Below are 15000 nucleotides of genomic sequence, written 5' to 3'. Positions count from 1 at the left end.
GTAGTGGCGAGCGAAATCGGAGAAGCCTGTTAGTGATAGCACGACTGTTAACGGAATGACCTGGAAAGGTTGGCCATAGTGGGTGATAGCCCCGTACGTGAAAACAGACGTGTGATACTAAGCTAACGAAAAGTAGGGCGGGACACGAGAAATCCTGTCTGAATATGGGGGGACCATCCTCCAAGGCTAAATACTCATCATCGACCGATAGTGAACTAGTACCGTGAGGGAAAGGCGAAAAGAACCCCGGGAGGGGAGTGAAATAGATCCTGAAACCGTATGCTTACAAAAAGTAGGAGCCTCGTAAGGGGTGACTGCGTACCTTTTGTATAATGGGTCAGCGACTTACATTCAGTGGCAAGCTTAACCGAGTAGGGAAGGCGTAGGGAAACCGAGTCCGAATAGGGCGATTCAGTCGCTGGGTGTAGACCCGAAACCAAGTGATCTATCCATGGCCAGGATGAAGGTGCGGTAACACGCACTGGAGGTCCGAACCGACTAGTGTTGCAAAACTAGCGGATGAGCTGTGGATAGGGGTGAAAGGCTAAACAAACTTGGAAATAGCTGGTTCTCTCCGAAAACTATTTAGGTAGTGCCTCAAGTATTACCGTTGGGGGTAGAGCACTGTTTAGGCTAGGGGGTCATGGCGACTTACCAAACCTATGCAAACTCCGAATACCGACGAGTACAGCTTGGGAGACAGAGCACCGGGTGCTAACGTCCGGACTCAAGAGGGAAACAACCCAGACCGCCAGCTAAGGTCCCTAAAATTGGCTAAGTGGGAAACGAAGTGGGAAGGCTATAACAGTCAGGATGTTGGCTTAGAAGCAGCCATCATTTAAAGAAAGCGTAATAGCTCACTGATCGAGTCGTCCTGCGCGGAAGATGTAACGGGGCTAAGCCAGTTACCGAAGCTGCGGATTTGCAATTTATTGCAAGTGGTAGGAGAGCGTTCTGTAGGCCTGTGAAGGTGGTGGTGTAAACCCTGCTGGAGGTATCAGAAGTGCGAATGCTGACATGAGTAGCGTTAAAGGGGGTGAAAAGCCCCCTCGCCGTAAGCGCAAGGTTTTCTACGCAACGTTCATCGGCGTAGAGTGAGTCGGCCCCTAAGGCGAGGCAGAGATGCGTAGTTGATGGGAAACAGGTCAATATTCCTGTACCGATGTGTAGTGCGATGTGGGGACGGAGAAGGTTAGCTCAGCCAACTGTTGGATATGTTGGTTCAAGCCTGTAGTCGTGCCTGGTAGGTAAATCCGCCGGGCTTAGATGAGGGGTGATAACGAGGCTGCTTGCAGCCGAAGTGAGTGATACCCTGCTTCCAGGAAAAGCCACTAAGCTTCAGCTACACACGACCGTACCGCAAACCGACACTGGTGCGCGAGATGAGTATTCTAAGGCGCTTGAGAGAACTCTGGAGAAGGAACTCGGCAAATTGACACCGTAACTTCGGAAGAAGGTGTGCCTTTAGTAGGTGAAGTCCCTGCGGATGGAGCCCAATGAGGTTGCAAAAAATCGGTGGCTGCGACTGTTTATTAAAAACACAGCACTCTGCAAACACGAAAGTGGACGTATAGGGTGTGACGCCTGCCCGGTGCTGGAAGATTAAATGATGGGGTGCAAGCTCTTGATTGAAGTCCCAGTAAACGGCGGCCGTAACTATAACGGTCCTAAGGTAGCGAAATTCCTTGTCGGGTAAGTTCCGACCTGCACGAATGGCGTAACGATGGCCACACTGTCTCCTCCAGAGACTCAGCGAAGTTGAAATGTTTGTGATGATGCAATCTCCCCGCGGAAAGACGGAAAGACCCCATGAACCTTTACTGTAGCTTTGTATTGGACTTTGAACAGATCTGTGTAGGATAGGTGGGAGGCTTTGAAGCGGTGCCGCTAGGTATCGTGGAGCCAACGTTGAAATACCACCCTGGTGTGTTTGAGGTTCTAACCTAGGTCCATTATCTGGATCGGGGACAGTGCATGGTAGGCAGTTTGACTGGGGCGGTCTCCTCCCAAAGCGTAACGGAGGAGTTCGAAGGTACGCTAGTTACGGTCGGACATCGTGACGATAGTGCAATGGCATAAGCGTGCTTAACTGCGAGACTGACAAGTCGAGCAGATGCGAAAGCAGGACATAGTGATCCGGTGGTTCTGTATGGAAGGGCCATCGCTCAACGGATAAAAGGTACTCTGGGGATAACAGGCTGATACCGCCCAAGAGTTCATATCGACGGCGGTGTTTGGCACCTCGATGTCGGCTCATCTCATCCTGGGGCTGTAGCCGGTCCCAAGGGTATGGCTGTTCGCCATTTAAAGAGGTACGTGAGCTGGGTTTAAAACGTCGTGAGACAGTTTGGTCCCTATCTTCCGTGGGCGCTGCAGATTTGAGGAAGCCTGCTCCTAGTACGAGAGGACCGGAGTGGACACACCTCTGGTGTATCGGTTGTCACGCCAGTGGCATTGCCGAGTAGCTATGTGTGGAAGAGATAAACGCTGAAAGCATCTAAGCGTGAAACTCGTTTCAAGATGAGATCTGCCGGGGCCTTGAGCCCCCTAAAGAGTCGTTCAAGACCAGGACGTTGATAGGTCAGGTGTGGAAGCGCAGTAATGCGTTAAGCTAACTGATACTAATTGCTCGTGCGGCTTGACCCTATAACTTTGATCGTTGATCAAGGTGTTATGCCAAGTGACGCATTCAAAAATAAAATCTGATTTGAACTCTATGAATTCGTTGTATTGACTCGGTCGAAAGACGGGGGCCAGTATGACAACCAGTTATGCCTGATGACCATAGCGAAGTGGTACCACTCCTTCCCATCCCGAACAGGACAGTGAAACGCTTCTGCGCCGATGATAGTGCGGATTCCCGTGTGAAAGTAGGTCATCGTCAGGCTCTTACAGCCAGGAACGCCCAGTCATTTGACTGGGCGTTTTCTTTTGTGCTCAAGCATTCAGCACAAAGTCTCCGTCGCGAGCAGCCGCGCCCGCACGAACCAGATCCTGCGTCAGTTGCGCGAGCCATGCCTGCGGTTCTACCTCAGGGAAGTAGCGCGCATGCACCATTTCAAAATAACGCGTGCTGCCGGCCCATTGCGAGAAATCCGCGTAGCGGATCCGCTGCAATTCAAGCAGTTTGAATTTGAGCAGCACCTTGGCCGCGTGATTCGCATGTTTACGCGGATCGCGCACAAAACTCTGCAGCCGCCGGCGCGCCAGGCCCAGCGACTCGGCCACATGCGAAAAAACCTTGCCGTGCCCCGGAATCACCACCAGGGGGTCAAGCGCTTCGATCACATCGAGGGTCGCGGCCACCTCGTCGAAAGCATTTACGCCCTCCAGTTCCGGAAAAACCACACCAAAGCCGTTTTCCCACAGCGCATCGGCCGAAATCAGCACCCTTGATTCAGCTTCGAACAGCACCACGGCATTCGGATCGTGGCCCGGCGCGGCGTGAATTTGCCACAACCGGTCGCCCAACTCTATCCCGCTGCCGGGCTGTAGCAGCGCATCAAACCTGAAGCGCGGGCACTGTTGGCCGGTGGGCGTGTAAGTGAGCGCCTGCGCGTCCCAATCGGCGACGAAGGCGGCCTGGCCCGGCGGAATCAGCGTTTGCAGAGCGGGATAGCGCTGCTGCAGCGCGGCATTCCCGCCGCAATGGTCGCTGTGCAGATGCGTGTTGAGCAGGCGATCCAGCGCGCGCCCCTGCAGTGCCTGCCCGCTCAAGGCCACGGTCTGCGCCGCATGCGTGCAGTAGCCGCTGTCCACCAGCGCGGTTGAGTCCCGGCCGGTCAGCAGGATGTTGTTGGACGATAGCCAGCCGCGCTCGAAGACAGTGATTCCGGGCAGTAGCGCAGGCGGATCAATCATAGGCAGCTATCAAAAGCGTAGTGGCGGCAATTATTTTCCCGTGCGCAATTCGCGCCGCAGAATCTTGCCCACATTGGTCTTGGGCAGGTCGTCGCGGAATTCGATGAACTTCGGGCGCTTGTAGCCGGTCAGGTTGTCGTGGCAATACTGGGCCACCTCCTGCTCGGTCAGCGTCGGGTTCTTTCTGACGACGAACAGCTTGATGGCCTCGCCCTGCTTCTCGTCGGGCACGCCGATGGCCGCGCACTCCAGCACGCCCGGGCACAGCGAAATGACGTTTTCCAGCTCGTTCGGAAACACGTTGAAGCCGCTCACCAGGATCATGTCCTTCTTGCGGTCGACGATGCGGCTGTAGCCGCGCGCATCCATGATGCCGATGTCGCCCGTGCGCAAAAATCCGTCCGCCGTGAACGCCTTCTCGTTCTCGGCCGGCTGGTTGTAATAGCCCGGCATCACCTGCGGGCCCTTGATGCAGATCTCGCCCGCCTCGCCCAGGGGCAGCGAATTTCCGTCGTCGTCCTTGATCGCAATCTCGATACTGGGTAGCGGCAGGCCGATGGTGCCGCTGAACTCCTTGCTCGTGACCGGGTTGTTCGTGCCGATGGCGCAGGTCTCGCTCATGCCCCAGCCCTCGTTCATGGGGCAGCCCGTGGTTTCCAGCCAGGCCTTGGCCGTGCCCGCCGAGGCCGCCATGCCGCCCGCCTGCGACACGCACAGGCTGGAGAAATCCACGCTCTTGAATTCGGGTTGCTGCAGCAGTGCGTTGAACAGTGTGTTCACGGCCGGCAGGATGTGGAACGGCCGCTTCTTGAGCACCTGCACGAACTTGCCGAAGTCGCGCGGATTCGGAATCAGGGTCAGGTGCGCGCCCCAGCGGATGGAGAGCAGGCACAGCGTCAGCGCGAAGATGTGGTACAGCGGCAGCGCCGCAATGCTGTTGATCTGGCTCACATCGCCGATGCGCGTGAGCGCCGGCGTGAACCACGCCTCCGACTGCAAGATCGCGGCCACGATGTTGCGATGCGTCAGCACCGCGCCCTTGGACAGCCCCGTGGTGCCGCCCGTGTACTGCAAAAACGCGATCGAATCGAGCGTGGCGTGACTGTCGCTCAGCTTCTTGCCCGAGCCTTGCGAAATCGCATCGTTGAACGGCGTGACGCTGCGCCCATCAGACAGTGGCAGCGTGAACGGCGGCACCATCCTGGCCAGGTTGCGCACCGCAAACGTGATCCAGCGGCCGTACACGGCGCCGAGCAAATCGCCCATCGAGGCCATCACCACGTGCTTCACCGGCGTCTTCTCGATCACCTCCTGCAGCACGTGGCCAAAGTTTTCCAGGATCACGATCGCCGTGGCGCCCGAATCCCTGAGCTGGTGCTCGAGCTCGCGCGCGGTGTACAGCGGGTTCACGTTCACGCAGGTGTAGCCAGCGCGCAAGATGCCCGCCATGGTCACGGCGAACTGCGGCACGTTCGGCAGCATGATGGCCACGCGCGCGCCGGGCTCCAGCCCGCGGCTTTGCAGCCAGGCCCCGAACGCCGCCGACAACTGGTCGAGCTGCCCGTACGACATCCAGCGTTCCATGCACACCGAAAAGGGCTTGGCCGCGTTCTTCCTGAATGATTCCTCCAGCAACTGCGTCAGCGACCCGAACTGCTCCGGATCGATCTCGTGCGGAACCCCTGCGGGATAACTCTGCAGCCAAAACTTGTCCATGAAAACTCCTCCTTGTCGTCCCATTGTGCAAGGCGCACGCGCAACAGGCTACCGGGCTTGCCCCAAGGTGCGCGCAAGCTGCGTCTCGCAGGCGACAAAATCGGCCTCGAACAGCAGCTCGATCAGCTCTGATTCGCGCTCGCGGATGAGGGCCATGAAGCCATCGGCGCCGCCCGGCTGGCGTGCCATCGCGGCAAAGGTGTCGAACCCCGCCTCCAGAAAACGCTGCAGCGCGCCCATGCCCGCCGCCGCTGCGGGCCCGCGCATCATCTTCAGCATCAGGCGCAGGCCGGGCATGCGCGTGAGCCGCTGCAGCTCGCGGCCGATCTCCAGCACCACCGCCAGTTGCGCCTCGCGATCCAGACGCCGCGCCACCGTGCGCCACGCACGGACATAGCGGCCGGCGGGCGACTCGCTTGGGGCGCCAGCGGCCGGCGCATCGCCCCGGGCATCCCCGGCCGGCGCCGCGGCGGCCAGCCAGGCGTGCCCCATGGCATGGTCGAGCCGCTCCGTCAGCGCATGCAGCTGCGCCAGCGAGACGGCAGTGGCCATCACCTGCTGCGGAAACAGCCGTTGCAGCGCCCCCGCAATGCGCGAAAACTGCGCGTCGCGCTCGCTGTAGTCGGCCTCGCCATACAGCTCGTACAGGAAGAATTGCGCCGCCGCCTGGTACGGCCCGCCGCCCAGCAGGTCCGCATAGGTGCCGGCAAAGCGGCGCGACTGCAGGCGCTTGACCTGCGCCACCGCCGCGCCCAACGCCGGGTCGCCCGACGCATCCTGGCGCAGCTGCGAGACCTGGGCCACCGCGTCGCGAATCTTTTGTGCGGGTTCCATATGAGGCACGAGTTTATCTGTCGTCATTCCCGCCCCTTTCCTTCGTCATTCCCGCTTCTCTCCTTCGTCATTCCCGCGCAGGCGGGAATCCACGGTAGTGCGCCGACGCCGTCTGGATTCCCGCCTGCGCGGGAATGACGATGCTGTGGGGCAACGGCCAAAGCTCACTATGAAATCAATAGCTGGTTGCGTATGCTGTATAAGGGCTACAGCCTCATTTCATTCAAAACTCCGGATCCACCCGCGCAATACCATGCTGGCCCGCCTGCAAAAAATCATCACCCTGTCGCTGCTGGCGGCGGCCTGCATGTGGGGGCTGGCGTTCTGGCGCAGCGCGCCGGTGCTCGCCGTGGCGGGCGCTGCCGTCATCGTGTTCGGCTACTCGGTGTTCCTCGCGCTGGAATTTGCCGCGCTGCGCCTGGCCAATCGACACGACCCCGCACCGCCGGCCGGCCGGGGCGAATTGGTGCGCGCCTGGGCCGGCGAGACGCTGGCGGCGGCGCGCGTGTTCTGCTGGTGGCAGCCGTTCCGCTCCCACGCCGTGCCCGACCAGCTGGGGCCCGATGCGGCGCTGCTGGGTCGGCGCGGCGTTGTCTTCATCCACGGCTTTGTCTGCAACCGCGGCCTGTGGACGCTGTGGCTCCGGCACCTGCAGGCGCACGGGCATGCGTTTGTCGCCGTGAACCTGGAGCCTGTGTTCGGCCCCATCGACGGCTACGCGCCCCTCATCGAAGACGCGGTGCAGCGCGTCACACAGGCCACCGGGCTGGCGCCGCTGCTGGTGTGCCACAGCATGGGCGGGCTGGCGGCGCGCGCCTGGCTGCGCGCCTCAAGCGGCTATGCGCGGGTGCACCACGTCGTGACCATCGGCACGCCGCACCACGGCACCTGGCCGGCGCGCTTCAGCCGCGTCGCCAACGGGCGCCAGATGCGCATCGCCTGCGACTGGCAGCGCCAGCTCGAGCGCGACTTGCCGCCACAGCAGCAGGCGCTGTTCACCTGCTGGTACTCCAACTGCGACAACATCGTGTTCCCCGCCTCCACCGCCACCCTGCCCGGGGCCGAAAACCGGCTGCTGCGCGGCGTGGCGCACGTGCGCCTGGCGCTGCACGCTGGCGTCATGCGCGACACGTTGTCAAGAATTGGGGCAGCGTAAGCCGCGGTGAAGCATGACGTGCTAGATTGAAACCCCATGACTGCCGCCCCCCGGGCCGACCCGGCCGACGAAGCCCTTCTCGCTGCGCTGTGCACCAGCAACCACCTGCTGGCCCAGCGCGGCGTGGTGCGCCGCTACCCCAAAAACAAGGTGCTGATCACCGAAGGCAGCACCGGCGAGGGGCTGTTCGTGCTGCTCGCGGGCAGCGTCAAGGCCTATTCGATGGATGAATACGGCCGCGAAATCACCTACAGCACCGTCAACGCCGGCGACTACTTTGGCGAAATGTCGCTCGACGGCGGGCCCCGCTCGGCCTCCGTCATGACGCTGGAGCCCTGCATCTGCTCGGTGCTGAGCAGCGATGACGTGCGCGCCCACCTGGCGCAGCACCCCAATTTCGCGTTCAGCCTGGTCGAGCAGATCATCCGGCGCGCCCGCGCCGCCACCGACATCGCGCGCAACATGGCCCTGCTCAGTGTGTATGGGCGCGTCGTGGCCCTGCTCGAAGGCCTGCACGGCCCCGCCAGCGAAGGCGCGGGCGTGACGCTGCACCCCATCACGCACCAGGACATCGCGAACCGCGTCGGCTCCTCGCGCGAGATGGTCAGCCGCCTGCTCAAGGACATGGAAAAGGGCGGCTACATCGAGCTGGGCGTCAAGCGCATCACGCTGCTCAAGAAGCTGCCCCCGCGCTGGTAAGCTCGGCCCACCATGCGCTGCGCCTCCTGCCTGACCCTCAACCCCGACAGCAACCGGTTCTGTGGCCACTGCGGTACCCCGCTCGCGCCGGATTCGCCCGCGCCCGGCGAGCCCCTGCGCCCCGTCGAGACGCCGCCCCCGCCCAAATGGGGCGAGCTCAAGGTCGCCACCATCTTCTTTGCCGACATCGTCAGCTCCACCACGCACATTGCCCACCTCGACCCCGAGCAGGCCATGGAGCAGCTGCAGCCCGCCGTGCAGCGCATGTGCGAGGCGGTCGAAGTGTTTGGCGGCACCGTGGTGCGCACCCTGGGCGACGGCATCCTGGCCCTGTTCGGCGTGCCGCACGCCCTCGAAGGCCACGCCCGCCTGGCCTGCGAGGCCGCCCTCAGCCTGCAGCAGGCCTTTGTCGGCAACCAGCAGGGGCTGCAGCTGCGCGTGGGCCTGCACTCGGGCCAGGTCGCCTCCGATCCGCAGGCCGTCGATGCCGCCATCGGCGGCGGCGTGCACGGCCGCGCCATCCACCTCGCCAGCCGCGTGGTGGGCGTGGCCGCGCCCGGCGGCGTGTGCCTGACCGCCGACTGCCTGGCGCTCGCGGGCGGCGCCTGCGAGGTGCGCGCCCTGGGCCCGTACACGCTCAAGGGCATTGCCGAGCCGACCGAAATTTATGCCCTGCTGCGCATGAAAAGCGACGCACCCGACCACCATTTCCACCAGGCGGCGCTGTCGCCGTTTCGCGGGCGCGCGCGCGAGCTGGCGGCCCTGCAGGACGCGCTTCTCCGCACCGAAAAGGGCCAGAGTGCCGTCATCGGCCTGTCGGGTGCGGCCGGCACCGGCAAGAGCCGGCTGTGCTTCGAGTTTGTGCGCTGGTGCCGCACCCGGCTGGTGCCCGTCACCGAGGTGCGCACCCAGCTCTATGGCTACGCCACGCCGCTGGCCCCGGTGCTGGCGCTGCTGCGCGGCTGGTTCTTCCGCATCACCGCCACCGATGACGCCGCCGCGGCCCGGGGCCGCATCGCCGCGCGGCTGGCCCGGCTCGGCGTCACCGCCAGCGACGACCTGGCGCTGTTCAACGAATTCCTCGGTGTGGCCGACCCCGCCAGCACGCCATGCGCACTCGGCCCCAAGGCGCGCCGCGCCCGGCTGCTGGCGCTGTTTGGCGACATGGTGCGCTACACCGGCGCGACCACCTCGGTGATCGTGTTTGAAGACCTGCACTGGCTCGACGAGGCCAGCGCGGAATTTCTCGACCTGCTGGTGCGCTCGGTGGTCGGCACGCGCACGCTGCTGCTGTTCAACTACCGCCCGCTCTACAAGGCGCCGTGGCCGGCGCTGGCGCACTTCCAGGAAATCCACCTGGCCGAGCTCGGAGCGGCCGACACCGAAGCGCTGGTGCGCGAGCTGGTCGGCCCGCATCACGCGTGGCAGGACGTGTTTGCGCTGATCGTCGAGCGCAGCGCCGGCAACCCGTTTTTTGCCGAAGAACTGGTGCGCTCGCTCCTGGAGGGCGGCGCGCTCTCGGGCACGCCCGACGCGCACAGTCTCGAATCCATGGTGCGGGCCTTGCCCGCCACCGTGCAGGCCGTGATTGGTGCGCGCATCGACCGCCTGGTCGCGACGCAAAAGGCCCTGCTGCACATCTGCGCCGTGATCGGCAAGGAAATCCCGCTGCCGGTGCTGCAGCAGGTGGCGCGCTTCCTGGCCGGCCAGATCGAGCACGAGCTGGACGGCCTGTGCGAGGCCGAACTGCTGGAGCTGCTGCGCGAGATCGTCGGGGAGCGCCGCTTCGGGTTTCACCACCCGCTGGTTCAGGAGGTGGCCTATAACTCCCAGCTCAAGGCGCGCCGCGCCAGCCTGCATGGGGCCGTGGCCACCGCCATGGAGGCGCACTACAGCACCCAGCCCGACGAGTTTGCCGCGCTGATTGCCTTTCACCACGAGGCTGCCGGGCAGCCCGTGAGGGCGGCCCAGCATCTGTCGCGCGCGGCGCAATGGCTGGGCGCCACCCATTCGACGCAGGCCATGAAGCATTGGCGCCATGCGCGCGAGCTCCTGGCCGATCAACCGCGTGAGCCGGAAACCGATCGTCTGCGCGTCAAGGTCGGCGGCCAGTTGGCGCTGCTGGGATGGCGGGAAGGGCTCAGCCCGCAGGAGGTCAAGGCGATCGTCGATGAAGCCGTTGGCCTCGCCACCGAGGTGGACAACCGCTTTGTGCAGTTGCTGTTGCTGACCGAGGGGCGTGTCCTGCACGGCAACGGCGGCTCGGCCGATGCTTATGTGGAGGCCATTCGCAGGGCGATCGCGTTGACGCCTGACGGAGCCGATCAGGGACGCTTCGCGACGCTGCATCTGGCGTTGTCGCATGCCTGCGCCTGGTCCGGTTTGCTGCGGGAAGGCCTGGCTGCCAGTGACGTGGCCTTGCAGGGCGTTGCGCACATCGACCAGTTTGACCGCGACTACATCGGGTTCGATCCCGAGCAGTGGATGCTGGGCATGCGTGTGCGCATGCTCATTCGCATGCTGCGCCTGGACGAGGCGCGTGCTTGCCTGCAGCAGATGCTGGACCGTAATGCTGCCACTGAGGACCCGGTCATCCGTCAGAGTGTCTGTCATTACTACGTGGAGCTTGCATGGTGCTTGGGCGACGCAACAGCGACGCAAGAGCAGGTGCAATTGAGCGCCCGGATTGCGCAGAGCTATTCAAATCCCTATTCGAGAGCGTTGGCGTTGTGGAGTGCTGGCCTGGCGGCGCTGGCGGGCCAAGACTTCAAGCAAGCGACCGATAGCTTTTCGGACGCGCTCGTGGTGATCAGAGCGGCGCAAATTGCGGCCGACATTGAAACCGAAGTGCTCGCGTGTATGACCGAGAGTCACCACCTGTCGGGCAATGTGGAACGTGCCCTGGCGGTTGCCAAAGAGTCTGTCACCATCTCGCGCCAGCGCGGCAATCGCATCACGGAGTGCCGCTCGCTCGTCGTTTGGGGCAGCGTACTGGCGCAAGACGGGCGCAAGGAGGCCACGCGTGAAGCCGAGGCCTTGTTTGAGCGGGCCGAGCAGCTCATCGCGGTCACCGGCGCCAAAATTTGTGAAGGCGCTTTGACGCGCGCACGCGCGCTGCTTGTCCCACCTGCGGGTCCGTGATGACGAGCGTCAGATCGGTCGCACCAGCAAGGTGTATTCGCGCATGCCGTAGCCCGTGATGATTTCCACCTTGGCACTCAAGGTCTGTTCACAGTAGCGGCGCCACAGGCCCGGCGGCGCGCGATAGAGACCGGAGGCGCCCATCATGCCGCGAGGTAACGGCGCCATGAAGTTGACCGCAAAGCCGCGGCGGCTGGTGGCATGCAGATGCTCCAGCGTGGTCGCGATGAATCGGGTCCACTGTGCGGCACTTTGGTCGAGCCTGACATTGAAGATGCCACTGGCCAGCGAATAGTCGGCGCTGCGCGGGCTGGCGTGGCCCACCACGAATTCAGTCTTGCGGCGTTTGCCCCAGAGTTCGCGCGCCTGCGCAATCATCGCACTGGAGAGATCCACCCCGAGGTAATCGACCTTGCCGGCCCGGTGGCGTTTGGCCAGAAAGGCCAGCAAGGCGCCATAGCCGCAGCCCAGGTCGTTGAGCGAGAACGGCACCGTGAAGTCGCACAGCTTGAGAAGCTGCACAAAGCGCAGTTCCTGGGTGGGCACGCAGGTCCAGTCCACTCCATGGGGTGTCGCGCCGTGCGTCTGCACCGTCTCGGTGTAGTAGCGCGCAATGCCGGCGTGAACAGCCGCCAACCCCGGCCCGACGTCGTGTGCTGCCTGCATCGCCGCTGCGCGCAACGAGTCGGCGCCGACTACTTGGCCTTCTTCGTCGGTGCCAGCCCCAGCGGCAGCGAGATGACCAGGTAGTCCTGGGCCATGTAAAACAGCGGGCGTGCCTTGTCGGTGATGATGACCCGATTGTTTTCTTTCGACTCGTTCATGTCGTGCAGGGCGAAGTGCACGGGCAAGGGTTTTTTGGCCGACAGGTTGCGCACCAGCGCCTTGACGATCGCCACGTCGCCGCTCTGGCCGGCAATGTTGGACTTCATGCCGCGCAGGCTGCCCAGATAGTCAATAAAACGGTTCTTGGTTTCGTGGTTGGCCGCACCCACCAGATTGAGCACCGCGATGCTGGTACTAAAGCGCCGGCCCTCCTTGAAAATCTCGAACTCCTTTTGCAAAGCCACCATTTCCTCCAGGCCGCCAAAGGTCTCCTTGGTGCCCATCGGCGGCGCAAACCGCAGGTTGAGTTGTTGCTGCAAGCTGCCCACGTAAATGTCGTGACTTTTCAAGCGTATGCCCATGAAGTTCTCTCCTGTTGGTTGAAGTAATGCATCAGTCCGTCATGGCCGCGCAGGCTAGAACAAACCGCCTCATTGTGGGGGAAGGCCCGTGCGGGAGAAAGAGCTGATCGAGCTTTGCGCCTGTGCGGCGCCCAGTGTGTTGTGCCGGCGTTGAATCAGCGCGCGATGGCGGAGTAAGCTTTGCGCCTCGTTGGTCTTCCCGTGCTGTCATGGAATGGTGGTCGCTGTCGGTGCTGCTGCTCGCGCTCGCGCTGGCCTTGGGTCTGCGGCCCTGGCGCATGCTGGCCCACGGCCCGCTGCTGACGGCGCTGCTGGCGGTGCTGCTCGTGCTGCCCTGGCTGTGGGCGCTGCCGCGCCTGCACGCGATGCCGCTGCAGTTGCCGTGGTCGGGCGCCTGCCTGGTGGCGCTGGTGCTGGGCTGGCCGCTGGCGATACCGGTGTTCTGCGCGGTGGCGGCGCTCTCGGGCCTGATCGCACCCGCGCCGTGGCCCGCGCTGGTGGACGCGGCCGCGTGGCTGGGCGTGGTGCCGGCCACGTTCTCGGTGCTGCTGGGCGCGGCGCTGCGGCGCTGGCTGGGCACGCACCCGTTCGTCTACATCCTGGGCCGCGCCTTCCTCGGCACCGTGGCGTGCGTGTTCGCGGCGGGCGCGCTGGCGCAATGGAGCGGGCAGCGGCTGGCGTTCGTGGGCGGCGACGTTTCGCTGATCGGGCACTGGCTCATGGCCTGGGCGGACGGCTTCGTTACCGGCATGGCGGCAGCCATCTTCGTGGCCTTCAAGCCGCAGTGGCTGGCCACCTGGTCGGATCGGCTGTACCTGGCGGACAAGTGAGCTTGGCCGCCTGTGGCATTGCTGGGCAGGACATCACCGCCGCAGTGACTGGAAACTATTAATTTTGTAGCGCATCGCCATGGCCAGGTATGGGCTTGAGCGTGATTTGAGTGTTAAAGCCGGATTGCGACGCGGGTTGCTGCGCGACGCTTGTTAGGCAGCCGCGCGCCTGCCGCCAGATTTGATGTTTTGTAATCGTTCGATTACAATGCAACGGTGCCTTCCATCAGACCACTTCCTGAATTCACCACCTGGCTTGAAGGCCTCACCGATACGTCGCTGCGCGGGATCGTGGTGGCGCGGCTCAAGCGGCTGGAACTCGGACTCATGGGTGACGTGGAGCCTGTCGGGGAAGGGGTTTCTGAACTGCGCATTCATGTCGGAGCGGGCTGGCGTGTCTACTTCGCGCAGCGGGGCACGCAATGGGTTGTCTTGCTGGTTGGTGGATCGAAGCGAACCCAAAAGCGCGACATCAAGCGGGCGAAGGCATTGGCGGCATTGTTGGATTGACCGGAGGAAACGAACATGAGTAAACGTATCAAGGTGGATGAACTTCCCGAGTTCGACGCGGCGCCATATCTCGATAGCGATACGGCGATTGCCGCCTATTTGACCGACATTCTTGAAGCGAATGATGCGTCGCTGCTAGCGGCTGCGCTGGGTGATATTGCCCGCGCCCGGGGCATGAGCGAGATCGCAAAAGCGGCCGGCATCACTCGGGAAGCGCTGTACAAGGCGCTGCGTCCTGGCAGCGCGCCCCGTTTCGATACCGTGAATCGCGTCTGCGCGGCGCTGGGCGTGCGGCTGGTGGCCCAGGCTGCACATGCCTGATGTATGACGGCGTCTTCAGGCAGCCGCGCATCGGCCGCCCGCTCGGGCTGTGCCTTCACGCGCTTGTGCGGCGGCGTGAAGCCGGGCGCGGTCAGCTTGAGTAGCGGTCGAAAACTATCAATTTTGTAGCGCATAGCCATGACCAGATATGGGTTTGATGGCGATTTAGAGCTATGTCTGCATTAGCTGTTGAAAGAGAGTAGGCCTCTGCCTAAAGTGAATATGAGGTCACCAGACGTGGAGGTGCAATATGGGCCATAGCGACTTTGTTAAATTGCTCGGACAACTGGCATTTCTGACCAAACGGCAGCGGGCGCAGATGCGAAGTGCCTTGGCTGAGTTGCCCAATACATCCACCAGTGCAGTTGCCAGCGTACTGCCAGGCCCCAACGTGTGCCCCCACTGCCAGGCCCCGGCCGCACAACTACGACCTTGGGGTCACAGCCATGGGCTGGCACGCATGCGCTGCCACGCTTGCGGCAAGACCAGCAATGCGCTCACGGGGACACCTCTGGCGCACTTGCGCAAACGTGAGCGATGGTTGCGCTATGGTCAGGCATTGATTGAGGGGGTGAGCGTGCGCCAGGCGGCTCAATGCTGCGGTGTCGATAAAAACACTGATCTTGCCCCCGAAAAACGCACTCCATAGCTGATGGTTAAATTCAGCAATTGGAGATGAGAGATGAGCAAGAGGAAAGACGGGCAAGCCCGTGGCAAGTACACGCTGGAATTCAAGCTGGAGGCG

General features: G+C 62.8%; 11 protein-coding genes, 2 rRNA genes and 1 pseudogene (1 of these 14 only partly in view). 9 read left to right on the top strand and 5 right to left on the bottom strand.

Annotated features, from left to right (window positions below; genetic code table 11):
• Positions 1-2646, top strand: a 23S ribosomal RNA gene (locus B0E49_RS19055); it begins 235 nt to the left of the window's first position.
• A 128-nt stretch (positions 2647-2774) separates the two neighbouring features.
• Positions 2775-2887, top strand: a 5S ribosomal RNA gene (rrf, locus tag B0E49_RS19050).
• 50 nt (positions 2888-2937) lie between these two features.
• Here the strand turns inward: rrf and B0E49_RS19045 are convergent.
• Genes B0E49_RS19045 through B0E49_RS19035 form a run of 3 tightly spaced genes read right to left on the bottom strand, consistent with a single transcriptional unit; the run spans position 2938 to position 6411 of the window.
• On the bottom strand, positions 2938-3861 hold the full coding sequence (locus tag B0E49_RS19045) for an MBL fold metallo-hydrolase (RefSeq protein WP_502688716.1): 924 nt from the start codon (positions 3859-3861) through the stop codon (positions 2938-2940).
• A gap of 30 nt (positions 3862-3891) precedes the next feature.
• Positions 3892-5577, bottom strand: coding sequence for an AMP-binding protein (locus B0E49_RS19040; RefSeq protein WP_077564243.1), 1686 nt, complete (start codon positions 5575-5577; stop codon positions 3892-3894).
• A gap of 48 nt (positions 5578-5625) precedes the next feature.
• Positions 5626-6411 carry an FFLEELY motif protein gene (locus B0E49_RS19035; protein ID WP_077564242.1) on the bottom strand — a complete coding sequence of 262 codons (786 nt, stop codon included), beginning with the start codon at positions 6409-6411 and terminating at the stop codon, positions 5626-5628.
• A 253-nt stretch (positions 6412-6664) separates the two neighbouring features.
• Here B0E49_RS19035 and B0E49_RS19030 point away from each other — a divergent pair, with 253 nt between their 5' ends.
• The 3 genes from B0E49_RS19030 to B0E49_RS19020 are packed head-to-tail and all read left to right on the top strand — an operon-like array spanning position 6665 to position 11407.
• Positions 6665-7567 carry an esterase/lipase family protein gene (locus tag B0E49_RS19030; RefSeq protein ID WP_077564241.1) on the top strand — a complete coding sequence of 301 codons (903 nt, stop codon included), beginning with the start codon at positions 6665-6667 and terminating at the stop codon, positions 7565-7567.
• A gap of 36 nt (positions 7568-7603) precedes the next feature.
• Positions 7604-8266: a Crp/Fnr family transcriptional regulator gene (locus B0E49_RS19025; protein WP_077564240.1), complete on the top strand. Its 663-nt coding sequence runs from the start codon at positions 7604-7606 to the stop codon at positions 8264-8266.
• A 12-nt stretch (positions 8267-8278) separates the two neighbouring features.
• A complete protein-coding gene (locus B0E49_RS19020) occupies positions 8279-11407 on the top strand; it encodes an adenylate/guanylate cyclase domain-containing protein (RefSeq protein WP_077564238.1) in 3129 nt (1042 codons plus the stop codon).
• A 9-nt stretch (positions 11408-11416) separates the two neighbouring features.
• On the opposite strand, the gene B0E49_RS19015 is transcribed toward B0E49_RS19020, so the two are convergent.
• Both B0E49_RS19015 and B0E49_RS19010 read right to left on the bottom strand, forming a co-directional pair.
• The gene (locus B0E49_RS19015) at positions 11417-12073 is read right to left on the bottom strand and encodes a class I SAM-dependent methyltransferase (RefSeq protein WP_077564236.1); all 657 of its coding nucleotides are present in this window, start codon (positions 12071-12073) and stop codon (positions 11417-11419) included.
• A 29-nt stretch (positions 12074-12102) separates the two neighbouring features.
• Positions 12103-12594, bottom strand: coding sequence for a hypothetical protein (locus B0E49_RS19010; protein ID WP_077564234.1), 492 nt, complete (start codon positions 12592-12594; stop codon positions 12103-12105).
• A gap of 209 nt (positions 12595-12803) precedes the next feature.
• Here B0E49_RS19010 and B0E49_RS19005 point away from each other — a divergent pair, with 209 nt between their 5' ends.
• The 4 genes and pseudogenes from B0E49_RS19005 to B0E49_RS20975 form a co-directional block, all read left to right on the top strand.
• Positions 12804-13424 (top strand): hypothetical protein, encoded by a 621-nt coding sequence (locus tag B0E49_RS19005; RefSeq protein WP_077564232.1) that lies wholly within the window; start codon positions 12804-12806, stop codon positions 13422-13424.
• A gap of 216 nt (positions 13425-13640) precedes the next feature.
• Positions 13641-13934: a type II toxin-antitoxin system RelE/ParE family toxin gene (locus B0E49_RS19000; protein WP_077564231.1), complete on the top strand. Its 294-nt coding sequence runs from the start codon at positions 13641-13643 to the stop codon at positions 13932-13934.
• A gap of 15 nt (positions 13935-13949) precedes the next feature.
• Positions 13950-14255: an addiction module antidote protein gene (locus tag B0E49_RS18995; protein ID WP_077564229.1), complete on the top strand. Its 306-nt coding sequence runs from the start codon at positions 13950-13952 to the stop codon at positions 14253-14255.
• A 385-nt stretch (positions 14256-14640) separates the two neighbouring features.
• Positions 14641-14874: pseudogene (locus B0E49_RS20975) on the top strand (transposase); the annotation flags it as partial.
• Positions 14875-15000 lie beyond the last annotated feature (126 nt).

Source organism: Polaromonas sp. C04 (genome assembly GCF_002002705.1).
In the GTDB taxonomy this organism is placed as follows: Bacteria; Pseudomonadota; Gammaproteobacteria; order Burkholderiales; family Burkholderiaceae_C; genus Rhodoferax_A.
Note: the sequence above shows the minus strand (reverse complement) of the source record. Positions and strands in the feature narration are given on the sequence as shown.